This is a genomic window from Thioclava nitratireducens (genome assembly GCF_001940525.2).
In the GTDB taxonomy this organism is placed as follows: Bacteria; Pseudomonadota; Alphaproteobacteria; order Rhodobacterales; family Rhodobacteraceae; genus Thioclava; species Thioclava nitratireducens.
Genome location: NZ_CP019437.1, coordinates 2551289 through 2571694 on the forward strand (window position 1 = coordinate 2551289; position 20406 = coordinate 2571694).

A 20406-nucleotide genomic window follows, 5' to 3' on the forward strand; every position below is an offset into this window, starting at 1 on the left:
TCATATCAGCGAATGTGTCGTTAGGGAACTCCAAGTGCCACACGCCAAGGTTGCGCCCGCCGGAATAGGCGCTCCACCGCGTGCGACGCCACATGGAAAGGCCGTCCGGTTCGATGGCGACCCCGGACGGCCTCGCCTTCCTCTTGGCGGAAATATCCCAGGGGGTCCGGGGGAGGATCCCCCGGCTCAGCCCTCAGTCCTTCAGCGCGGCGACCTCTTCCGGCGTGCCGATCGCCCGGCAGGTGATGTCCTTGGCGATCCGCCGGACCATCCCTGCGAGCGCCTTGCCCGCGCCGATCTCCCAGATTTCGTCGACGCCCTGAGCGGCCATCCACGCGACGCTCTCGCGCCAGCGCACCGAACCCGTGACCTGCTCGACCAGAAGTTCGCGGATCAGGGCCGGATCACTCACCGCCTCTGCACGGACATTGGCGACCAGCGGCACCACCGGCGCCTTGATCTCGACCTGCGACAGCGCGGCGTCCATCGCATCGGCGGCGGGCTGCATCAGCGCGCAATGGAACGGGGCAGAGACCGGAAGCATCACGGCCCGCTTCGCGCCCGCTTCCTTGGCGAGCACCGTGGCCCGCTCGACCGCCGCCTTGTTGCCCGAGATCACCACCTGGCTCGGATCGTTGTCGTTTGCAGCCTGACAGACCTCGCCCTGCGCCGCCTCGGCAGCGACTTTCGACGCCGCCTCGAAATCGAGCCCGAGGATCGCGGCCATCGCGCCGACGCCCACCGGCACCGCCGATTGCATCGCGTCGCCGCGCACGCGCAGCAGGCGCGCGGTGTCGGGCAGGCTCAGCGACCCCGCCGCACAAAGCGCGGAATATTCGCCCAGCGAGTGACCCGCGACATAGGCCGCATCTGTGACCGCAAAGCCCTCGGCTTCCAGCGCCCGCAGCGCCGCGATAGACGTCGCCATCAGCGCGGGCTGCGCGTTGGCGGTCAGCGTCAACTCGTCCTGCTCGCCTTCCCAGATGAGCGCGCTCAGCTTCTGCCCGAGCGCCTCATCGACCTCTTCGAAGACCGCTTTCGAGGCGGGATAGGCGTCGGCCAATGCCTTGCCCATGCCGATGACCTGTGCGCCCTGACCGGGAAATACGAATGCGCGGCTCATGCCTGATCCTCCTGATTGATCTTTGGTTTCCCTTAGCGAGAAGGGCGCGGCGGGGCAAGTTCGCTGCCCTTGGGCACCCCTGCACCGCCTCTCACGCTTTACCGATGATCCGCGCCGGATTGCCCGCGACCGTGGCACCCGCCGGCACGTCGCGCGTCACGACGGCCCCCGCGCCGATCAGCGCGCCATCGCCCACCGTGATCCCCGGCAGGATGATCGCCCCGCCGCCGATCCAGACATCCGCGCCGATCCGCACGGGCCGCCCGAATTCCAACCCGGTCCGGCGCGTCTCCGGATCGCGGGGATGATCGGCGGTCAGGATCTGCACCTTCGGACCGACCTGCGTCCGGTCGCCGATCGTGACCGCGACCACATCGAGGATGACACATCCGAAATTCAGAAAGACTCCGGCGCCAAGCCGAATATTGCTGCCGTAATCGCAATGGAACGGAGGGCGGATGCGCGTCCCCTGCCCCACTTCCGCGAACAGCTCCGACAGCAGCGCGTGGCAGTCCGCGGCACTATGCGCGACGGTCGCGTTGAACCGGTCCATCCACGCCGCTGCCCGCGCCATATCGGCTTCGATCTCCGGCCCTTCGGCGCGATACAATTCGCCCGCCAGCATCTTGTCCTTTTCCGATCGCATGATCCCTCCCCGCCATCTCGCCGGACGATCCTGCCCCAGCTACGCGCAAAGAAAAAGGGGCGCTCGATGCGCCCCTTCTCCTCAGTCCAGTTCGAGATGCGCGACCCCGTCGGAGCGCCGCCCGATCGAGCGCCCATCCGCGCCGATGGTCGCGCGCACGCGCCGCCGCATCGAGGAAAACGCAGCGCTTTCAACGACATCCACCGGCTCGTCCAGCGCAATTTCGATGTCGTAATGGGTCTCGCCCTTGCGCCGCAGCGCATGGACGCGGCCGCTCACCGGATGGCCCAGATAGCGCCCGCGCACCGCATCGCCCAAGGCATAGCCCTTCGCGTGTGCAGCCGGTTCGGCACGTCGCAGCGCCGCCACCATCGTGTTCCAGTCGGCATGACCCGCCGCCTGCGCGGTCAACTCATACGCCTTCGACAGCGCAACCGGATTGCCCGCCTGCGCCATCGCCTCGGCCAGACGGCGCGCCTGCGCCTTTACGTCTTTCACTGCATTTACAGTCATCGTCTCGTCTCCACGGGGATGATCCACCGCTTCGGGGCCCGCATTGCCGAAGAGCCCCCGAAAGTAAGGAGAGCGATCGTGAACCGGATTTCACCAAGGGAAACGCCCCGCGGGCGGCAGGCATCCGGCAGCCAAGGCCGAGAGATGGGCGGCGCGGACGCATCTGTCAAGGGATGCAGCCTTACCCGGCGTCCGGCGATGCGAAAGCGCCATAGCAGACGCCCCGAATGCGAAAGGGGCGCCCGACCGGACGCCCCTTCCCATCACTGTCCCTCTCCAGTTCAGCAGGAGTAGTAGTACTTGTATTCCACCGGGTGGGGGGTGTGCTCGAACGCGTACACTTCTTCCCACTTCAGTGCGATGTAGCCCTCGATCTGGTCCTTGGTGAACACGTCACCGGCCAGCAGGAACTCGTGATCCTTCTCGAGCGTCTCGAGCGCTTCACGCAGCGAGGCGCAAACGGTCGGGATCGAGGCCAGTTCTTCCGGCGGCAGATCGTAGAGATCCTTGTCCGAGGACGGGCCCGGATCGATCTTGTTCTTGATGCCGTCGAGGCCGGCCATCAGCAGAGCCGAGAAGCACAGATAGGGGTTCGCCGACGGATCGGGGAAACGGGCTTCGACGCGCTTTGCCTTGGGGGATTCCGCCCACGGAATACGGACACAACCCGAGCGGTTGCGGGCCGAGTAGGCGCGCAGAACCGGAGCCTCGAAGCCCGGGATCAGACGCTTGTAGGAGTTGGTCGACGGGTTGGTGAAGGCGTTGAGCGACTTCGCGTGCTTCAGGATACCGCCGATGAACCACAGGGCTTCCTGCGACAGGTCAGCGTATTTGTCGCCTGCAAACAGCGGCTTGCCGTCTTTCCAGATCGACATGTTCACGTGCATGCCGGTGCCGTTGTCGCCGGTGATCGGCTTCGGCATGAAGGTCGCCGATTTGCCATAGGCGTGCGCCACGTTGTGGATGACGTACTTGTACTTCTGGATGTCGTCGGCCTGCTTGGTCAGCGTCCCGAAGATCAGGCCCAGCTCGTGCTGGCACGAGGCCACTTCGTGGTGGTGCTTGTCGACCTTCATGCCCATGCGCTTCATGGTCGAGAGCATTTCCGAACGCAGGTCCTGCGCGTCATCCACCGGGTTGACCGGGAAGTAGCCACCCTTGACGCCCGGACGATGGCCCATGTTGCCCATCTCGTAATCGGTGTCGGTGTTCCACGCCGCGTCGATCGCGTCGACCTCGTAGGAGACCTTGTTCATCGAGACCGAGAACTTCACGTCGTCGAACAGGAAGAATTCCGCTTCCGGACCGAAGAAGGCCGTATCACCGATGCCCGAGGCAACGAGATAGGCTTCGGCCTTCTCAGCGGTGCCGCGCGGGTCGCGGGCATAGGGCTCGCCGGTGTCGGGCTCGACCACGGTGCAGTGCACGCACATGGTCTTCTCGGCGTAGAAGGGGTCGATATAGACCGAGGACGCGTCCGGGATCAGTTTCATGTCGGACTGATCGATCGACTTCCAGCCGGCGATCGAGGAGCCGTCGAACATGAAGCCTTCTTCGAAGAAATCTTCGTCCACTTCGGTATGCATCAGCGTCACGTGCTGCAGCTTGCCGCGCGGATCGGTGAAGCGCACGTCGACGTATTCGACGTCTTCGTCCTTCATCAGTTTGAGAGCGTCCTTGATGCTCATGTCACATTACCCTTTCGTTGAGCTTGGGTTGTCCCTGGACCCGCAACGGGGTCCGCCGGGAATGCCGGAGGTTACAGCGCGTCGTCGCCCGACTCGCCGGTGCGGATACGGATCGCCTGCTCCATCGGAGAGACGAAGATCTTGCCGTCGCCGATCTTCTCGGTGCGCGCGGCGTTCGTGATCGCCTCGATGGCGGCGTCGACGAGATCGTCGGGCAGCACCATCTCGATCTTCACCTTGGGCAGGAAATCCACGACATATTCGGCGCCGCGATAAAGCTCGGTATGGCCCTTCTGGCGTCCGAACCCTTTCACCTCGATCACCGAAAGGCCCTGAATCCCAACTTCCTGAAGCGCTTCCTTCACTTCATCGAGTTTGAAGGGCTTGATGATCGCCTCCACCTTTTTCATGCCGCCGACTCCTCCGTCAGGTCTTCGTTCCGACCCCCTCAGACCACTTTCCCAAAGCCCCCGCAATCGGCTAGGCTGGCGGAGCGCGGTTTTGAGGTCGGATATCCGAAAAGCGCGCCCGCAATTCGTGCAAGTAGCACAAAAATGCAGCAGTTTGAAAACGATTCCTTCGAAGACCCCGGGGACCATGCCTGAAATCCTGACCGCCAGCCAAATGCGCGAACACGAACAGACCGAGATCGCGCGCGGCGCGGTCACGGGGCTCGAGCTGATGGAGCGTGCCGGGGAAAGCGTCGTCACGGCGATTTTCTCGCGTTGGTCCGATCCGGGGCCTGCTCAGGCTGTGGTGCTGTGCGGGCCGGGCAATAATGGCGGCGACGGCTACGTGATCGCGCGCCTGCTGGCCGCGCGCCGCTGGGGGATCGCCTGTTACGCCTATGGCGACCCGGCTCGTCTGCTCCCCGATGCGAAGGCCAATCACGACCGCTGGGCGCAGATCGGGGACGTGCTGCCATGGGACGATGCTGCGATCGAAGGCCGCATCGACGATATGGAGAGCGGGCTGGTGATCGACGCGCTGTTCGGCACCGGCCTGACCCGTCAGATGCCCGAGGACACGGCGAAGACATGGCGCGGGATCTATCCGCGGCGCTTTTCCAATCCCTCGGTACCGCGTCCGCATTTCATCGCCGTCGATATCCCCAGCGGCATCTCCTCGGATAGCGGGCGCAATCTCGGGGGGGCATTCCCTGCCGACCTGACGGTCAGTTTCCACCGCGCGAAATGCGGCCATTACCTCGATCCGTCCGACGGGCCCGACCGCCCCGGCGGTGGCGCCTCGATGCGCGGTGCGCTGGTGGTCGCCGATATCGGCCTGCCGCAGGATGCGATCCCCGCGGCTGCGCGGCTGATCGACCGCCCCTCGAATTTCCTGATGAAGCGGACGGGCCACAAGTTCAGCCACGGCCACGCGCTGGTCCTGTCGGGTGGCGCAGGCAAAGGCGGCGCTGCGCGGATGGCTGCACGCGCCGCTCTGCGGATCGGCGCGGGGCTGGTGACGCTGGCCTGCCCGCCCAAGGCGCTGGCCGAGAACGCCGCCCATCTCGACGCGATCATGCTGAGCGCCCTGCCCGACGCCTATAGCCTGCGCGGGATGCTGGGCGATGAGCGCCTCAACGCGCTCTGCCTCGGGCCCGGTCTGGGCATGTCCCGCGCACAGGAGATGGTGCCGGCGGCGCTTTGGGGCAAACGCGCGACGGTGCTCGATGCCGATGCGCTCAGCGCCTTTTCCGACGACCCGAGCCTGCTCTTCGGCCAGCTCCACGAGGCCTGCGTGCTGACCCCGCATCCGGGCGAGTTCAAACGGCTCTTTCCCGATCTGACCGAAAAGCTGTCAGGCGACGATCCGACCTATTCCAAACTGGACGCCACCCGCGAGGCGGCTGCGCGCGCGGGCTGCACGGTGCTGCTCAAAGGGGCGGACACCGCGATCGCGGCACCGGACGGGCGCGTGGCGCTGCATTCGGCGACGCAGGACCGCGCGGCCCCGTGGCTCGCGACGGCGGGCGCGGGCGATGTGCTGGCGGGGCTGATCGCGGGGCTGCTTGCGCGCGGGTTCCAACCGTTCGACGCCGCGACCACTGCGGCATGGCTTCATGTCGAGGCGGCACGCAGCTTCGGTCCGGGTCTGATCGCCGAAGACCTGCCCGAAGAACTCCCGAAAGTGTTGCGCGACCTGATGGCGCGGGACGCTGACCGCGACTGAGCCGCGCCGTCGGGGGCCACGCGGCGCGAAAGTTTCGGGCGGCGAAAGGCAGAGGCCCCTCGCCGCCCGTTGCAGCTTATTGCGCCATCTGCTCGCGCGATTGGTTCTGGTTGCCGTTGCGCGCGCCCGGTGCCGTGTCCGTCGCATCCGCCGGAGCGGTGGCCGGGGCCGCCATGGCGGCTTCGGCAGTGTCGACTGCGTCGGTCCCAGCGGGCCCCGTCATCATATCGCACCCGGCCAGAGCGGCGGTCGCGCCCAGAATGATAAGCCAGTTCTTCATCCGTCTCTCCTTTTGTTGCAGTTCATCTAAGCTCCAATCCGCGGCGCGATTCCTTGATGTTGATCAACGTGCTAGGCGCATAGCGCGAATTTCCTGCAACTTCGTGTGGAAAGACGCTGAAAAGGCTGGCGCAACACGGTTTTTCGCCCCCGCGGCCCTCGCATCCGAACCTCACCCCGACTAAGCTCTCCCCTGCGACAGGGAGACGAGACGCGATGAACGAACACTCGAAGTCCGGAAAGCGGATCGAGATAGAGGGCGTAGTGGCGCAGGGCAAATTGCAGCGCCTGCTGGACGCGCTGCCGCCGGAGCTGCGCACCGAGATGATACCGCTCTGGCAGAGTATCCGTTTCGCGCCGGGCGACGTGCTGATCGAGGATGGCGAAGTCGCCGACCGGATCGGCTTCGTCGCGGACGGGTTTCTCGCGATGTCGAAAACGCTGCAGGATCGGCATCGCCACATCATCGGGCTGATCACGCCGTCCGACATGTTCGGACGCGCCTTCAACGGCCCGTCGGGCTACCGGATCGAGGCGCTCAGCGATGGCGCGGTCCTGACCTGCGACCGGCAGAAATTCGAAGCGATCCTCGCGCGTTCGCACGCGGCGGAGCGGCTGTTCCTGCTGAGCATCCTCGACGAGCTCGACGCGGCGCGCGAATGGGTGATGGTGCTCGGCAGTTCGAAAGTCGTCGAGCGGCTCGCCTCGCTCCTGATCATCCTGAGCCGCCACAAATACCGCACTCTCGAAAGCTGCGCGCGGGACAACATCCGGCTCGGCCTGCATATCCATATCAAGCGGGTCGATATCGCCCATTTGCTGGGCACCTCGCCGGAATCGCTGAGCCGGGCGTTTCATCAGCTCGAACGCGAGGGCGCGATCCGGATCGTTACACCCTACGATATCGAGATCTCGAATCTCGGAACGCTCGTCGATATTTCCGGCAATTCACTGGAGATGCGCGACGCCTGAGCGCACTCAACTCGCCAGAAGCTCCTCCAGCCCCGTGGCCAGCGCGTCGAGATCGTTGAGCCGGAACTGGCGGGTGTTCAGTATGTCGATCAGCCCGTCCTTCTGGAACTGGTGCAGAGACCGGCTGACGGTCTCCTGCGTCGTGGCGAGCAGATCGGCGATGTCCTGACGCGGCAGCAGCATGGTCAAGACGCCGCCGCCATCGGGCAAGGCCTGCCAAGGCATGATATGGCGCGACAGCAGAAGCAGCGCGCGCAGCCGCGCCGCCGGCGCGAAGGCGCCGAGAAGCCAGCTCAACCGCCGCGCCTTCTCGACCCAGCTTTCCGCCTGACGGCACAGCGCCCGGCGCAGTTCGGGCTCCTGATCGATGAGCTGCGCGAAAGTCGCGGCTTCGAAGAGACACAGATCCGTATCGATCACCGCTTCGATCGCGGTGTCCCGATGGCCGTTGAGAAGCTGGCCGATGCTATCGCCCGGGCTGACGAGACCGGTGATCTTGCGCCGCCCGGCGAGCGAATGACTCTGCATCCGCAGCATGCCGCGTTGCACGAGCGCGATGTGCTCGCAGCTGACGTCTTCTTCGCAGAGCCGCTCATTGGCCGCGCAGGAAATCTTGCGCGCCCGTTCGGCGACCCTAGCCAGAGCGCGATCCGATAGGGATCCGCAGACGCCTTGGTTGCGAGCGGTGCAACCCGCGCAATGCAAGATCGCCTCTGCATTTCGCAAAGGTGCCGTCATCGCAATCTCCAAAAGGGTTTACCCACACTCTTCGCAGCCACGCTGCGCACTCGTCCTCTGGTGCAAGATCGAGCTAAGCAAATGACATACGCCCCTGTCAACACACGCGCTTGATCGTGAGCGGTAGCATCGAAATGCTACCACGAATGTGACGGCGAAGCGCATCACCCCCCTTGATACCGGCGGATATCGGTCGAAATCGCGTGCGGATCAGGCCTCGACGCCTGCGACCGCGGCGGCCATTTCCACGCCATCGACATAGATCACCTCGGGCGTCTCGAATTCCAGCACGAAGAGCCGCGCGCGACCTTGCCCCAGCGTGACATAATGCCCGTCGACGACCGATTGCGCAGGCAGAAGCGCCTCGCGCTTGCCGTAGATCACCTGCACCCGCCAGTCGCGCATCATCAACTGCGCGCCCTGTGCGATAATGAGCGGTGCGCCGGGGCGATCATGGCCAAGCGCGCCGGGCGAGATGCGGATCAGCGCGCCCACGTAATCGCCGGCCCGCAGCGCCTTGAGCCTGCAGGTCCCGCTACGGGTCACGATCCGGTCGCCGGGCTCGAGAAACTCCACGGGAATCGCTCCGTCCAGCGTGTAGACCCGTGCCCCGGCGGCGATCCCGGCGCTGAGATCCGGCTTCGGTTTGCGCATCTCCAAAGGCGAGGTGCGCGCTGCCACCTCCGGACCGGCCGGGCCCGGAAGAGCGTGACGTGGATTGGATTCGATGATCTGGCGGAGCATGGCCATGCCATTCCCCCGCCGTGGTGCCTGTCCCATGGCGATACCTGCTCTTGCCACTCGTAACCTCGGCCTCTGGCGTGCCGTTGCGTAAAGGCTAACTCTCACCAACACGTTAAGACGAGCAAAATCGCATCTTCCTCTTTCCGTACCCGCAAGCTGTTGCTATTACGCCCCTGATGCGGGTGTGGCGGAACTGGTAGACGCACCAGATTTAGGTTCTGGCGCCTTTGGCGTGGGGGTTCGAGTCCCTTCACCCGCACCACTCCCAACCTCCGGAATTTCCTACCATACCCTCGCCTTCTCCCACGTGCACGCTAGTTTAAGATGGCTGCGCGGGCCGAATTGCCCCCGCTTGGATGACCGATTGCGTGGGAGAGGTGATGGTCGAAAGCCCGCAAACACCGCCTCGGCGGCCAGTCGAAGACACGTCGCCGGGCTTGGGTTCGCAGACATCCCTTCCCATCCGCGGGCTCACCCGCGACACGATCGCCACCGATCCGAATTTCTTCGCCGCGCAGCAGGCGGTGGCGGCAATGCTGCTCGACGTGCAGGCGCAGACACCGCGGATCGCACGCCACATGGCTTCGCATCGGCGCTGGCTCGTGAGCCAGACCAGCTTCGCGCTGGCGATGAGGGCGAAGATGGAGCCCGGCGCGCCGGAACTGACGCCGGGACGGCTTCTCGCGGCGCTGACGCCTCATGTCGAGATCAACCGCAAGACGCTGAGCCAGTATCTGGGCGAGATGGAGGCGCATGGGCTGCTCGCCCCGCCGGACGAGTACAAAGGCGACGGGCGGCTGCGCCCGGTGACCACCACGCCCCTGGCAGAGCAAGGGATGCGGCGCTGGTGCGAGGGCCATCTGCACTGTCTCGATATCCTTGATGGCGGCGCGCGGCTGGACGCGGCCCGGCGCGACCCCGACCTCGCCTTCGCGATGCAGCGGCAGATGGTCGAGATCATCCGGGTCGATCCCGAATGGCACGCCCCGCCCGCGGCGATGGCGCATTTCCTCGGCTCCGACACGGGCGGGATGATGCTGCATGCGCTCACGCGGATGCTGCGCGATCTGCGCGAAACGGACGGGCGCATCTATCTCGAACGGGTCAGCATCGCCGATTTCGCCGAGCAGTTCCTGATCTCGGTCTCGAAGATCAAGCGCATGGTCCAGAAAGCCGAAGAGGCGGGCAACCTGGGATGGGAAGAGCCGCGCCGACGCGGCAGGCTCTGGCTCTCGCCCGATTTCATCCGCGCCCACTCCCGCCGGCAGGCAGTGAAGTTCGAAGCGGTCGAGCGCGCCTATCGCGCTGTCGCGTGAAAGTCACAGGCGGGTTGCGCGGGCGGGTGACGGGCGATCTGTCCGAAAATGACCGCTGAATTTCAAACACTTCTCGGTTAGGCTTACCTCTCGGGAAGATCGTGTCATTCTCGCTTCGGATCCGCGAACAAGGGGGCGGACCCTCCGAAGCTGCGGAAGATCACGACGGTGCGCCGGTTTGGCGCAATCCCGGTTTCGCGGCCGGAGCGACTTCGTGGGGTGGTGCGCCCCGGCCGCAGCTTTCCGAGCCCGCGCGCACCAGACGTTCGTCGCATCGCCCGCCGCGCCAACCGCTGCACCTTCCTCCGTCGCGTCAGCGCCCCCCTGCCCGCTCCCTATCCCGGGTTCCCGCCCTCGCCCACGCGTACACCCTGCCCGGGCGTCATTTCACCGCTCGCAGGCCGCTCTGCGGCCCCTTTTCGCCTTGCCACCATGGCTGAGGCTCAATAGAAGGACGCCTGAAATTCGAGAACCGGCCGCGATCCGCGCGGCGCCCAGAGACAAAGGACAAACCATGCAGGTCACCGAGACCCAGAACGACGGCCTCAAGCGCGGCTACGAGATCACCATCACCGCCAAGGAACTCGACGAGAAGGTCACCGCGAAGCTTTCCGAAGCGCAGCCCGAGATCGAGATGAAGGGCTTCCGCAAGGGTAAGGTGCCGATGGCGATGCTGCGCAAGCAATTCGGCCCGCGCATCCTCGGCGAAGCGATGCAGGAATCGGTCGACGGCGCGATGAGCGAGCATTTCGACAAGACCGGCGACCGCCCCGCAATGCAGCCGAAGATCGAGATGAAAGACGGCGAGAACTGGAAAGAGGGTGACGACGTGGTCGTGACCGTCGAGTACGAAGCGCTGCCCGACATCCCGGACGTCGATCTTTCGGGCGTCAAGCTCGAGCGTCTGGTCGTGAAGGCCAACGAAGGTGAAGTGAACGAAGCGCTGGAAAGCCTCGCGGCAACCGCGAAGAACTTCGAAGCCAAGGATGGCAAGGCCGAGAACGGCGATCAGGTCGTGATCGACTTCGAAGGCTTCGTCGACGGTGAAGCGTTCGAAGGCGGCAAGGGCGAAGGCTACCCGCTGGAGCTCGGCTCGGGCTCGTTCATCCCCGGCTTCGAGGAGCAACTCGTTGGCGCGAAAGCCGGTGACGACGTCGAAGTGACCGTGAAATTCCCCGAGGAATACGGTGCGGAGCATCTCGCGGGCAAGGAAGCGCTGTTCAAGTGCAAGGTCCACGAAGTGAAGGCGCCGAAGGCTGCCGAGATCGACGACGAGATGGCCAAGCAGTTCGGTGCCGAAGACCTCGCCGCGCTGAAAGCCCAGGTCGCCGAGCGTCTCGAAGCCGAGTACCAGGGCGCCGCACGTCAGGTGATGAAGCGCGGCCTGCTCGACCAGCTCGACGATCAGGTGAAGTTCGACCTGCCCCCCTCGCTCGTGGAAGCCGAGGCCAAGCAGATCGCGCACCAGCTCTATCACGAAGAGAACCCGGACGATCACGGCCATGACCACGGCGAGATCGAGACCACCGAGGAGCACACCACCCTCGCCGAGCGCCGCGTGCGTCTTGGCCTGCTGCTCGCCGAAATCGGCCGCAAGCAGGAGATCGAGGTCTCCGACGCCGAGATGACGCAGGCGATCATGAACCAGGCACGTCAGTACCCGGGTCAGGAGCGCGCCTTCTTCGAATTCGTGCAGCAGAACCCGCAGATGCAGCAGCAGCTGCGCGCGCCGATCTTCGAAGACAAGGTCGTCGATTACATTGCCGGTGAAGCCAAGGTGGACGACAAGGAAGTCACCAAGGAAGAGCTGCAGAAAGAGATCGAGAAGCTCGACGAGCTGTGATCTCCGGGCGCTAAGCCCAAAATTAGCGAAGGCCGCCTTTCGGGGCGGCCTTTTGCGTTTCCGGGCGTGGTCCGGCGCGGAGCGCGGTCGCGCCGCATCACTCTGCGCCCGGCACCTTCAGGAATTTCGCGCTTGGAATCAGCGAGGGCAGCCCGGTCGCGGTCGCCACGTCGCGCAGGGTCTGCGCGGCCCGGTCGACCTGCAGCGACGCCGTGCGTTCCGCCGCCGGGTTGCCGGGTTCGATCCGGTCATGGATCGCGCTGCGCAGTACCTCGCCCACCGAGGCAAGCCGGTCGCGCGCGCCCTCGGGATCGTGCAGGTACAAAAGCCCGCCGGTCACGAGGATCGCGTGGGTCAGCGCGAAGTGCAGGATCGAAAACAGCCGCATCTCGGGGCCTCTTCAGGTTGCTTGCCCTCCGAGGATTCCCTGCAAAAGCGGCGAATTTTGGGCCTGCTTCAGGCCAGCCGCGCTCAGCGTTTGCGCGAGGGCGCGGGCGCCACGGCATCGGCCACTGCCGCATTGCGCGCGCCCAAGGGAAGCGGCGCGCCAATGGTGCTGTCCTTCGCCGTCTGATGCTCTGCCTCGGAGTTGATCTCCGCGCCCACCAACACCGCCGTCGTCGAGAGCCAGATCCACATCATCAGCACCACCACCGCGCCGATCGAGCCATAGGTGCTCGAGTAATTCGCGAAGTTCGAGGTGTAGAAGGAGAACGCCGCCGAGACGATCAGCAGGAGCAGCGAGGCAACGATCGCCCCCGGGACGACCCAGATCCAGCGCGGCGCGTTGCGCGCGGGTGCGTAGCGATAGAGAAGCATCAGCATCCCCATCAGCACCAGTGCCATCACCGGCCAGCGTCCCCAGCGCAGCACCGCGTCGAAGGCGCCGCCCAGCGGGATGAAATCCAGCGCGACCGGCAGCACCGCCGCCACGAGGATCAGCGCACAGACCATCACGACCCCGGTAATCGTCATGCCCAGCCCGAAGAGATTGAGCTGCACGAAGCTCCGCCGCTCCCTCTCGCCATAGGCCACGTTGAGCGCCCCGATGATCGCCTTCACACCGCCATTGGCCGACCAGAGTGCCAGCAGAATGCCGAAGATCGAGGCGAGACCGAGCGCGTTGGAACTCGACCCGATCAACTGCTCGAGTTGGGTGCGGATCAGGCTCAGCGCCTCGGGCGGGACGACGTTCTTCAGCGCGTCAAGATCCTGCAGCATGGTCTGGCGGTCCGCGAAAATGCCGTAGATCGAGACGGTTGCGGTCAAGGCCGGGAACAGCGCGAGCAGCGCGTAGAAGGTCACGCCCGCCGCCACGGCCAGCACGCGATCCTCGTCGATCTGGCCATAGGCGCGCGCGGCGATAGCCTTCCAGCCTGCGCGGGGGATTGCGAAGGGGCTTTCTGCCTGACGTCCTAGCGCGCGATCGGCGGGCCGGTCGTAGCGGTCGGTGCGGGTGGCGGGAATATGCCGCGCACTGCGGCCTTCGGTCGGGCCGTGGATCGCGGCCTGCCGATCCTCCTGATAACGCCGCCACATGAGGTAGGCGCCGAAGCCCAGAAGCCCCGCCTGAACGAGCCTGTCGCGTGTGCTGGATGTCGCGTCGCGTGGGCTTCGCCCGGGTCGTTTCGTCATGCGCGTCCCCTGTTTTCAAAGCTCTGGAGGCTATTTAGGGGCCAACGCCGGATTGCGGTACGCGGTTCCGGGGTCTGCGCCGCGCGCCTCGGCCCGAATATGTCTTTAGACATAATTCGCGGAACACCTCACGCAGGCAAGCATGAAAAAACCGCGCCCCGGAAGGCGCGGTTCTCTGTCTTTCGACTGAAGGGTCTGAGCGACCGATCAGGCGTTGTTGTCGTCTTCGGCCGACTCCGGGGTGGCAACGGGGCCGCCCTCGTCGTCGTCGGAGGTCGCGCCGCCGATATCGTCGAACAGTTCGGCGATCTCGAATTCGGCCGCAGCCTCTTCCTCGGCCGCCACGTCCTGGATCGACTTGCCCGACGCCTGCAGCTCGGCCTCTTCGGGCGAACGTGCGACGTTGAGCTTGATCTCGGCGACGACTTCGGGGTGCAGGTGCACTTCGACGTCATGCAGGCCGAGAACCTTGATCGGCTGGCGGATGATGACCTGCTTGCGGTCGACCGAGAAGCCCTGCTCGGAGGCGATGTTCGCCGCGTCACGGGTGGTGACCGAACCGTAGAGGTTGCCGCCGTCCGAGGCCGAACGGATCACGACGAAGGTCTCGCCGTCGAGCTTCGACGCCAGAGCTTCGGCTTCTTTCTTGGTTTCGAGGTTGCGTGCCTCGAGCTGGGCCTTGCGCTCTTCGAAAGCTTTGATGTTGCCTTCGTTGGCGCGCAGCGCCTTGCCCTGCGGCAGCAGGTAGTTGCGGCCGAAGCCGTCCTTGACGGTGACGACGTCACCCATCTGGCCGAGCTTGGCCACGCGTTCGAGAAGGATCACTTCCATCGGTCGGTCTCCTTATTTCACGGCGTAGGGGAGCAGGGCGAGGAAACGGGCGCGCTTGATTGCGCGGGCCAGTTCACGCTGCTTCTTCGCCGAGACGGCGGTGATGCGGGCGGGGACGATCTTGCCGCGCTCAGAGATGTAGCGCTGCAGAAGACGGGTGTCCTTGTAGTCGATCTTCGGCGCGTTCTCACCCGAGAACGGGCAGACCTTGCGACGGCGGAAAAACGGTTTTGCCATGGTGTCTACTCCTGTCTACCGATCAACGGCGCTCGCGACGGTTGTCGCGCTCGTCGCGTTTCTGCATCTGGACCGAGGGGCCCTCTTCGTGCTCGTCGACCTTGATGGTCATGACGCGCATCACGTCGTCGTGCAGACGGGCCAGACGCTCCATTTCCTGCACGGCGGCCGACGGGGCGTCGGTGCGCAGGTAGGCGTAGTGACCCTTGCGGTTCTTGTTGATCTTGTAGGCCATGGTCTTCACGCCCCAGTACTCGGAATCGACGACTTTGCCGCCGTTGTCCGACAGGACCGTGGAGAAATGTTCGACAAGGCCTTCGGCCTGCGCGTTGGACAGATCCTGACGCGCGATGAGGACATGCTCGTAAAGCGGCATGCGAACTCCTGTATTTCGAGGCGGCTTCAACGTTGGGCGATGATACTTCCGCATCCCAACACGAGAGGCTCCGCCGGTTCATAGCAAACGCGGAAGATGCGGCCTTATACGGGATGGGCGCAGGGATGCAAGGAAAAATCCGGGGGCCTGCGGGGCGCATTTGCGCCCTGCCCTGCCCGGCTCAGTCCAGCTCACCCGCGGCGAGGATGGGACCGGGCAGCGGGCCATGTTCGCTCGCCAGGGATTCCTGAACGATCACCACGGCGGGCGCGTCCCCGTCGACATCGACCGAGAGCGTAACCGGCTTGCGCCCGTCCCATTCGGCGATTCCGGTCAGGCTGGTGACGATGTTCTTGTAGGTCACCGTGCGCCCGGCATTCTCGCCGCGCAGGATGTCGACCGTGGCCGAGGGCTTGTAGCGCACGAGCTGCACCATCGCGGGCGTCTCCAGCGCGTCGACCGGGGTCAGCTCGATCTCGTAATGATCGCCCTCACCGGTGATCTTCAGATCGACCTCGGGATGGACATCGGTCTCGCGCAGGATCGCATTGTTGAGCGCCGCTTTCTGCGGTCCGACCAGCGTCTCGCGGCCGGCGATGATCATCTGCGGCGTGTAGACCGTGCGCTCACCGGCGGCAATCGCATAGGATTTCTGGCGCGCGGAGAATTCCGGCTTTCCGAAGGGATCCTTCCAGCCGAGGTAGTCCCAGTAGTCGACATGCAACGCCAGCGCGATCACGTCGTCGCGGTCGGCAAGCTCCTTGAGAAGCGCGTCCGCCGGCGGGCAGGACGAACAACCCTGCGAGGTATAAAGCTCGACCACGACGGGGTTTTTCTCCTCGTCGTCATTCGGGTCGGGATTCGCGGGCGCAGCCTTGGCGGAGGGCTCGGATTTGGCAGGCGCCATCTGATCGAGCAGCGCCCCGGACGCATCGAGACGCATCCCAGGCGGCGCATCTGCCGCCCCTTGCGCACAAGCGATTACCGCGGAGCTGACCAGCCCCACGGCACATGCAGCTCCGATCGCGGTCAAACGTCCTGCGCGCACTCGAAAAATTCTCCTCAATTCGCCGTCTTTATACTTAGCGTTTCTGCTCTGGCCATGCCTAATCAATGTTTTGAGAGTTTTCTTTCTGTCCGAACGCGCAAAACGATATAAATCAAACGTATCCGGCTCGGGATTGGATCAAAGTGACGCGAGGTCGCCTGAGAGGCCGCTTTTGTGTGCAACGGTATACAAAAAATGGTCCGACCCTCTTGAACGGATCGCGCGCTTGGGGCAAACACACGCCAGCGACACCCTTAGGACCCTTGAAGGGAGGCCATTCTCATGCCCATCGTTACCGGTAAGGATACCGCGAAGACCCGCCGCGAACTCAGCGTCGGCTCGAAGACCTATGCTTATTACTCGATCCCCGCCGCCACCGAGGCTGGCCTGGGTGATTTCTCGAAGCTGCCCGCCTCGCTGAAGGTGGTTCTGGAGAACCTTCTGCGGTTCGAGGATAACGGCTTCACGATCTCGACCGACGACATCAAGGCCTTCGGCGAATGGGCCGAGAAGGGCGGCAAAAACCCGCGCGAGATCGCCTACCGCCCCGCCCGCGTGCTGATGCAGGACTTCACCGGCGTTCCCGCCGTGGTCGACCTCGCCGCGATGCGTGATGGCATCAAGGGTCTGGGTGGCGACGCGCAGAAGATCAACCCGCTCGTGCCCGTCGACCTCGTGATCGACCACTCGGTCATGATCGACGAGTTCGGCAACCCGCGCGCGTTCCAGATGAACGTTGACCGCGAATACGAGCGCAACATCGAGCGCTACAAGTTCCTCAAGTGGGGCCAGACCGCGTTCGAGAACTTCCGCGTGGTTCCGCCGGGCACCGGCATCTGCCACCAGGTGAACCTCGAATACCTCGCCCAGACCGTCTGGACCGACAAGGATCAGGACGGCACCGAAGTCGCCTATCCCGACACGCTCGTGGGCACCGACAGCCACACCACCATGGTCAACGGCGCGGCCGTTCTCGGCTGGGGCGTGGGCGGTATCGAAGCTGAAGCCGGCATGCTCGGCCAGCCGATCTCGATGCTGATCCCGGAAGTCGTGGGCTTCAAGCTGACCGGCGCGATGGTCGAAGGCACCACCGGCACCGACCTCGTGCTGAAAGTCGTCGAGATGCTTCGCGCCCATGGCGTGGTCGGCAAGTTCGTCGAATTCTACGGCGACGGCCTCGACCACCTGCCGCTGGCGCAGCGCGCGACCATCGCCAACATGGCCCCCGAATACGGCGCGACCTGCGGCTTCTTCCCGGTCGATGACGAAACCCTGCGCTATCTCGAGCAGACGGGCCGCGACAAGGACCGCATCGCGCTGGTCGAAGCCTATGCCAAGGAAAACGGCATGTGGCGCGACGCGGATTACGCGCCGATCTACTCCTCGACGCTCGAGCTGGACATGAACACCATCGTTCCGGCGATCTCGGGCCCGAAGCGTCCGCAGGACTATGTCGCGCTGACCAAGGCGGCCGACGCCTTCGAGAACGTCGTGGCCGACTATCGCGGCATCGACATCTCGGAAGACGCCAAGGACATGGCCGACGAAGGCCCGGCCGCGACCAAGTCGGTCTCGATCGGCAAGACCGCCAAGGTCGAAGGCGAGGATTACGAGCTGCGCGACGGCTCGGTGGTGATCGCCTCGATCACGTCCTGCACCAACACCTCGAACCCCTACGTGCTGATCGGCGCGGGCCTCGTGGCGCGGAAAGCGCGTGAACTGGGCCTCAACCGCAAGCCCTGGGTGAAGACCTCGCTGGCACCTGGCTCGCAGGTCGTGTCGGAATACCTCGAAGCCGCCGGCCTTCAGGAAGACCTCGACGCGGTTGGCTTCAACCTCGTGGGCTACGGCTGCACCACCTGTATCGGTAACTCGGGTCCGCTCCAGCCGGAAATCTCGAAGGCGATCAACGACAACGACCTGATCGCGACCTCGGTGCTCTCGGGCAACCGGAACTTCGAAGGCCGGATTTCGCCTGACGTGCGCGCCAACTACCTCGCCTCCCCGCCCCTCGTGGTGGCCTACGCGCTGGCTGGCGACATGAACATCGACCTGTCGAGCGAGCCGATCGCCCAGACGCCGGATGGCAAGGACGTCTACCTGAAAGACATCTGGCCGACCGACAAGGAGATCGCCGATCTCGTCGAGAAGGTCGTCACCCGCGAGAAGTTCCAGTCGAAATACGCCGACGTCTTCAAGGGCGACGAGAAGTGGCAGGCTGTGGAAGTCGAAGGCGGCGAAACCTATGACTGGCCCGCCAGCTCGACCTACATCCAGAACCCGCCCTACTTCAAAGGCATGTCGCCGGAAGCAGGCACGATCTCGAACATCAAGGGCGCGGGCATCCTCGCCGTGCTGGGCGATTTCGTGACCACCGACCACATCTCGCCGGCGGGTTCGTTCAAGCCCGACACCCCGGCCGGGAAATACCTGGTCGAGCGTCAGGTCGCGCCGAAGGACTTCAACAGCTACGGTTCGCGCCGTGGCAACCACGAAGTCATGATGCGCGGCACCTTCGCCAACATCCGCATCAAGAACGAGATGCTGGACGGCGTCGAGGGCGGCTTCACCAAGGGCCCCGACGGCGAGCAGACCACGATCTTCGACGCGGCGATGGCCTATGAGAAAGCCGGCAAGCCGCTGGTGATCTTCGGTGGCGAGCAATATGGCGCAGGCTCCTCGCGCGACTGGGCGGCGAAGGGCACCAACCTGCTCGGCGTCAAGGCCGTGATCGCGGAGAGCTTCGAGCGTATCCACCGCTCGAACCTCGTCGGCTTCGGCGTGATCCCCTTCGAGTTCACCGAAGGCCAGACCCGCAAGGATCTGAACCTGACCGGCGAAGAAGAGGTCTCGATCGAAGGTCTGGAAGGCGAAATCAAGCCGCAGTCGATCGTGCCTTGCACCATCACCTACAAGGACGGCACCACCAAGGAGATCAAGCTCAAGAGCCGGATCGATACCGCGGTGGAGATCGAATACCTCAAGAACGGCGGCGTGCTGCACTACGTGCTGCGCAACCTCGCCAAAGCCTGAGGCTGACGGTCACGAGATTGGAGAAGGCCCCGCGAGCGCGGGGCCTTTTTCGTTTGGGAGGAGCGATCCGACTTTCGCCCGGGCGGCCAGCCCGGGCCGCGCCCGACCTCCCCCCCCGGGAGGGCGCGACTGCACTGCACCACTGAGACTAGGCCGTCGGGGTGATGGAGAAATAAAGTTCCCTCGCCCACATCTCACGAGCGCCCACCCGAGGTCGGGCGCGGCCCTCAGCGCGCGATTCCCGCCATTCGCCCGGTCTGTGCTATACTCGGCCTCTCACGAAGGGAGGACGACGCGATGAACAGACGCGAGATGTTGGCCCTGACAGTCGGAGCGATGACGGCGGGAGGCGCGTTGGGAGGCGCGCGGCCCGCGAGGGCGGAGGCGGTGATGGGCGATGGCGGGCTCTACCGGCAGCCCTTCTTCCACGAAGGGTTCCTCGATCTGGGAGAGGATCTTCAGGAGGCTGCGGATCAGGGCAAGGGGCTGATGGTGCTCTTCGAGCAGCGCGGCTGCCCCTATTGCCGCGAGATGCATCTGGTGAATTTCGCCAAGCCAGAGATTACCGGGCTGATCGAGAAGAGCTATCTGGTGGTGCAGCTCGATCTCTGGGGCGCGCGCGAGGTCACCGATTTCGACGGCGAGGCCTTGGAGGAGCGCGCGCTGGCGCAGAAATGGGCGGTGAACTTCACGCCGACGCAGGTGCTGATCCCCGCCGCGAATGCGGGCGCGCAGAGCCTGCGCGAGGCCGAGGCATTCAGAATGCCGGGCTATTTCAAGCCCTTCCATCATCTGGCGGGACTCGAATACGTGGCCAGCGGCGCCTATGCCGATCAGCCGTTCCAGCGCTTCTTGCAGGACAAGTTCTCTGAACTCAGCGCTAAGGGCATCGACCCGGATGTTTGGTAAGAGCCAAATGAAAACGGCCCGCGCGATTGCACGGGCCGTCTCAAACCGTCACACGGGCTCAGCTTACGCGAGCGCGAGGTTACCTGCCGACTGGCGGCCGTCACGGCCGGTTTCCAGATCGTAGGTCACTTTCTGACCGTCATCGAGACGCTGGATGCCAGCGCGCTCAACGGCGGAGATGTGAAGGAAGATGTCCTTGCCGCCATCGTTCGGTGCGATGAAGCCATAACCCTTGGTGCTATTGAACCATTTCACGGTGCCTTCGGCCATCGTGAGTCTCCTATTAAATTATGCTGCCTG

General features: G+C 64.6%; 21 protein-coding genes and 1 tRNA gene. 7 read left to right on the forward strand and 15 right to left on the reverse strand.

The annotated features are described in order from the left end of the window. Window positions 1–193: 193 nt before the first annotated feature. The 5 genes from fabD to BMG03_RS12150 all read right to left on the reverse strand — a co-directional run bounded on the left by fabD (window position 194) and on the right by BMG03_RS12150 (window position 4380). Complete coding sequence (fabD, locus tag BMG03_RS12130; protein WP_075775037.1) at window positions 194–1123, reverse strand: ACP S-malonyltransferase; 930 nt, start codon at window positions 1121–1123, stop codon at window positions 194–196. A gap of 91 nt (window positions 1124–1214) precedes the next feature. Then, window positions 1215–1769: a sugar O-acetyltransferase gene (locus BMG03_RS12135; protein WP_075775038.1), complete on the reverse strand. Its 555-nt coding sequence runs from the start codon at window positions 1767–1769 to the stop codon at window positions 1215–1217. Between the two features lie 81 nt (window positions 1770–1850). After that, entirely contained in the window at window positions 1851–2282 is a 432-nt protein-coding gene (locus BMG03_RS12140; RefSeq protein ID WP_075775039.1) for a glyoxalase superfamily protein, read from the reverse strand. A 281-nt stretch (window positions 2283–2563) separates the two neighbouring features. Beyond that, complete coding sequence (gene glnA / locus BMG03_RS12145; protein ID WP_075775040.1) at window positions 2564–3970, reverse strand: type I glutamate--ammonia ligase; 1407 nt, start codon at window positions 3968–3970, stop codon at window positions 2564–2566. Between the two features lie 71 nt (window positions 3971–4041). Continuing rightward, window positions 4042–4380, reverse strand: a complete 339-nt coding sequence (locus BMG03_RS12150; RefSeq protein WP_075775041.1) for a P-II family nitrogen regulator — start codon at window positions 4378–4380, stop codon at window positions 4042–4044. A 187-nt stretch (window positions 4381–4567) separates the two neighbouring features. Here BMG03_RS12150 and BMG03_RS12155 point away from each other — a divergent pair, with 187 nt between their 5' ends. Further along, window positions 4568–6145, forward strand: a complete 1578-nt coding sequence (locus BMG03_RS12155; RefSeq protein ID WP_075775042.1) for a bifunctional ADP-dependent NAD(P)H-hydrate dehydratase/NAD(P)H-hydrate epimerase — start codon at window positions 4568–4570, stop codon at window positions 6143–6145. 76 nt (window positions 6146–6221) lie between these two features. Here the strand turns inward: BMG03_RS12155 and BMG03_RS12160 are convergent, their stop codons facing one another. After that, window positions 6222–6425: a hypothetical protein gene (locus tag BMG03_RS12160; RefSeq protein ID WP_075775043.1), complete on the reverse strand. Its 204-nt coding sequence runs from the start codon at window positions 6423–6425 to the stop codon at window positions 6222–6224. 215 nt (window positions 6426–6640) lie between these two features. Here BMG03_RS12160 and BMG03_RS12165 point away from each other — a divergent pair, with 215 nt between their 5' ends. Then, window positions 6641–7396 carry a Crp/Fnr family transcriptional regulator gene (locus BMG03_RS12165; protein WP_075775044.1) on the forward strand — a complete coding sequence of 252 codons (756 nt, stop codon included), beginning with the start codon at window positions 6641–6643 and terminating at the stop codon, window positions 7394–7396. A gap of 6 nt (window positions 7397–7402) precedes the next feature. On the opposite strand, the gene BMG03_RS12170 is transcribed toward BMG03_RS12165, so the two are convergent. Continuing rightward, window positions 7403–8134, reverse strand: a complete 732-nt coding sequence (locus BMG03_RS12170) for a Crp/Fnr family transcriptional regulator (RefSeq protein WP_077701244.1) — start codon at window positions 8132–8134, stop codon at window positions 7403–7405. A gap of 210 nt (window positions 8135–8344) precedes the next feature. Continuing rightward, window positions 8345–8884, reverse strand: a complete 540-nt coding sequence (locus tag BMG03_RS12175) for a Hint domain-containing protein (protein ID WP_157771585.1) — start codon at window positions 8882–8884, stop codon at window positions 8345–8347. A 172-nt stretch (window positions 8885–9056) separates the two neighbouring features. Here BMG03_RS12175 and BMG03_RS12180 point away from each other — a divergent pair. The 3 genes from BMG03_RS12180 to tig all read left to right on the forward strand — a co-directional run bounded on the left by BMG03_RS12180 (window position 9057) and on the right by tig (window position 12037). Beyond that, a tRNA-Leu gene (locus BMG03_RS12180) sits at window positions 9057–9140 on the forward strand. Window positions 9141–9258: 118 nt separating this feature from the next. Beyond that, entirely contained in the window at window positions 9259–10194 is a 936-nt protein-coding gene (locus BMG03_RS12185; protein WP_075775046.1) for a hypothetical protein, read from the forward strand. 514 nt (window positions 10195–10708) lie between these two features. Then, window positions 10709–12037: a trigger factor gene (tig, locus tag BMG03_RS12190; RefSeq protein WP_075775047.1), complete on the forward strand. Its 1329-nt coding sequence runs from the start codon at window positions 10709–10711 to the stop codon at window positions 12035–12037. A gap of 97 nt (window positions 12038–12134) precedes the next feature. On the opposite strand, the gene BMG03_RS12195 is transcribed toward tig, so the two are convergent. The 6 genes from BMG03_RS12195 to BMG03_RS12220 form a co-directional block, all read right to left on the reverse strand. Continuing rightward, on the reverse strand, window positions 12135–12425 hold the full coding sequence (locus BMG03_RS12195) for a hypothetical protein (protein WP_075775048.1): 291 nt from the start codon (window positions 12423–12425) through the stop codon (window positions 12135–12137). Window positions 12426–12508: 83 nt separating this feature from the next. Then, window positions 12509–13672, reverse strand: a complete 1164-nt coding sequence (locus BMG03_RS12200) for a YihY/virulence factor BrkB family protein (RefSeq protein ID WP_077701246.1) — start codon at window positions 13670–13672, stop codon at window positions 12509–12511. Between the two features lie 207 nt (window positions 13673–13879). Then, on the reverse strand, window positions 13880–14503 hold the full coding sequence (gene rplI, locus BMG03_RS12205) for a 50S ribosomal protein L9 (protein ID WP_075775049.1): 624 nt from the start codon (window positions 14501–14503) through the stop codon (window positions 13880–13882). Between the two features lie 12 nt (window positions 14504–14515). Further along, a complete protein-coding gene (gene rpsR, locus BMG03_RS12210) occupies window positions 14516–14740 on the reverse strand; it encodes a 30S ribosomal protein S18 (RefSeq protein WP_038073027.1) in 225 nt (74 codons plus the stop codon). Window positions 14741–14762: 22 nt separating this feature from the next. Beyond that, window positions 14763–15116, reverse strand: a complete 354-nt coding sequence (rpsF, locus tag BMG03_RS12215) for a 30S ribosomal protein S6 (RefSeq protein ID WP_075775050.1) — start codon at window positions 15114–15116, stop codon at window positions 14763–14765. Window positions 15117–15297: 181 nt separating this feature from the next. Next, window positions 15298–16164 (reverse strand): DUF1223 domain-containing protein, encoded by an 867-nt coding sequence (locus BMG03_RS12220; RefSeq protein WP_240496881.1) that lies wholly within the window; start codon window positions 16162–16164, stop codon window positions 15298–15300. 282 nt (window positions 16165–16446) lie between these two features. Between BMG03_RS12220 and acnA the strand changes: the two genes are divergently transcribed. Together acnA and BMG03_RS12230 are read left to right on the forward strand one after the other, a co-directional pair. Then, on the forward strand, window positions 16447–19197 hold the full coding sequence (gene acnA / locus BMG03_RS12225) for an aconitate hydratase AcnA (RefSeq protein ID WP_075775052.1): 2751 nt from the start codon (window positions 16447–16449) through the stop codon (window positions 19195–19197). Between the two features lie 297 nt (window positions 19198–19494). After that, window positions 19495–20106 (forward strand): thioredoxin family protein, encoded by a 612-nt coding sequence (locus BMG03_RS12230; RefSeq protein ID WP_088726438.1) that lies wholly within the window; start codon window positions 19495–19497, stop codon window positions 20104–20106. 63 nt (window positions 20107–20169) lie between these two features. Here the strand turns inward: BMG03_RS12230 and BMG03_RS12235 are convergent, their stop codons facing one another. Continuing rightward, window positions 20170–20376, reverse strand: coding sequence for a cold-shock protein (locus tag BMG03_RS12235; protein ID WP_075775053.1), 207 nt, complete (start codon window positions 20374–20376; stop codon window positions 20170–20172). Between the last annotated feature and the right edge of the window lie 30 nt (window positions 20377–20406).

What these genes read in the sequence shown, in the direction of transcription:
- fabD (WP_075775037.1), bottom strand. Translation starts at nt 1,123, where the DNA reads ATGAGCCGCGCATTCGTATTTCCCGGTCAGGGCGCACAGGTCATCGGC.
- BMG03_RS12135 (WP_075775038.1), bottom strand. Translation starts at nt 1,769, where the DNA reads ATGCGATCGGAAAAGGACAAGATGCTGGCGGGCGAATTGTATCGCGCC.
- BMG03_RS12140 (WP_075775039.1), bottom strand. Translation starts at nt 2,282, where the DNA reads ATGACTGTAAATGCAGTGAAAGACGTAAAGGCGCAGGCGCGCCGTCTG.
- glnA (WP_075775040.1), bottom strand. Translation starts at nt 3,970, where the DNA reads ATGAGCATCAAGGACGCTCTCAAACTGATGAAGGACGAAGACGTCGAA.
- BMG03_RS12150 (WP_075775041.1), bottom strand. Translation starts at nt 4,380, where the DNA reads ATGAAAAAGGTGGAGGCGATCATCAAGCCCTTCAAACTCGATGAAGTG.
- BMG03_RS12155 (WP_075775042.1), top strand. Translation starts at nt 4,568, where the DNA reads ATGCCTGAAATCCTGACCGCCAGCCAAATGCGCGAACACGAACAGACC.
- BMG03_RS12160 (WP_075775043.1), bottom strand. Translation starts at nt 6,425, where the DNA reads ATGAAGAACTGGCTTATCATTCTGGGCGCGACCGCCGCTCTGGCCGGG.
- BMG03_RS12165 (WP_075775044.1), top strand. Translation starts at nt 6,641, where the DNA reads ATGAACGAACACTCGAAGTCCGGAAAGCGGATCGAGATAGAGGGCGTA.
- BMG03_RS12170 (WP_077701244.1), bottom strand. Translation starts at nt 8,134, where the DNA reads ATGACGGCACCTTTGCGAAATGCAGAGGCGATCTTGCATTGCGCGGGT.
- BMG03_RS12175 (WP_157771585.1), bottom strand. Translation starts at nt 8,884, where the DNA reads ATGGCCATGCTCCGCCAGATCATCGAATCCAATCCACGTCACGCTCTT.
- BMG03_RS12185 (WP_075775046.1), top strand. Translation starts at nt 9,259, where the DNA reads ATGGTCGAAAGCCCGCAAACACCGCCTCGGCGGCCAGTCGAAGACACG.
- tig (WP_075775047.1), top strand. Translation starts at nt 10,709, where the DNA reads ATGCAGGTCACCGAGACCCAGAACGACGGCCTCAAGCGCGGCTACGAG.
- BMG03_RS12195 (WP_075775048.1), bottom strand. Translation starts at nt 12,425, where the DNA reads ATGCGGCTGTTTTCGATCCTGCACTTCGCGCTGACCCACGCGATCCTC.
- BMG03_RS12200 (WP_077701246.1), bottom strand. Translation starts at nt 13,672, where the DNA reads ATGACGAAACGACCCGGGCGAAGCCCACGCGACGCGACATCCAGCACA.
- rplI (WP_075775049.1), bottom strand. Translation starts at nt 14,503, where the DNA reads ATGGAAGTGATCCTTCTCGAACGCGTGGCCAAGCTCGGCCAGATGGGT.
- rpsR (WP_038073027.1), bottom strand. Translation starts at nt 14,740, where the DNA reads ATGGCAAAACCGTTTTTCCGCCGTCGCAAGGTCTGCCCGTTCTCGGGT.
- rpsF (WP_075775050.1), bottom strand. Translation starts at nt 15,116, where the DNA reads ATGCCGCTTTACGAGCATGTCCTCATCGCGCGTCAGGATCTGTCCAAC.
- acnA (WP_075775052.1), top strand. Translation starts at nt 16,447, where the DNA reads ATGCCCATCGTTACCGGTAAGGATACCGCGAAGACCCGCCGCGAACTC.
- BMG03_RS12230 (WP_088726438.1), top strand. Translation starts at nt 19,495, where the DNA reads ATGAACAGACGCGAGATGTTGGCCCTGACAGTCGGAGCGATGACGGCG.
- BMG03_RS12235 (WP_075775053.1), bottom strand. Translation starts at nt 20,376, where the DNA reads ATGGCCGAAGGCACCGTGAAATGGTTCAATAGCACCAAGGGTTATGGC.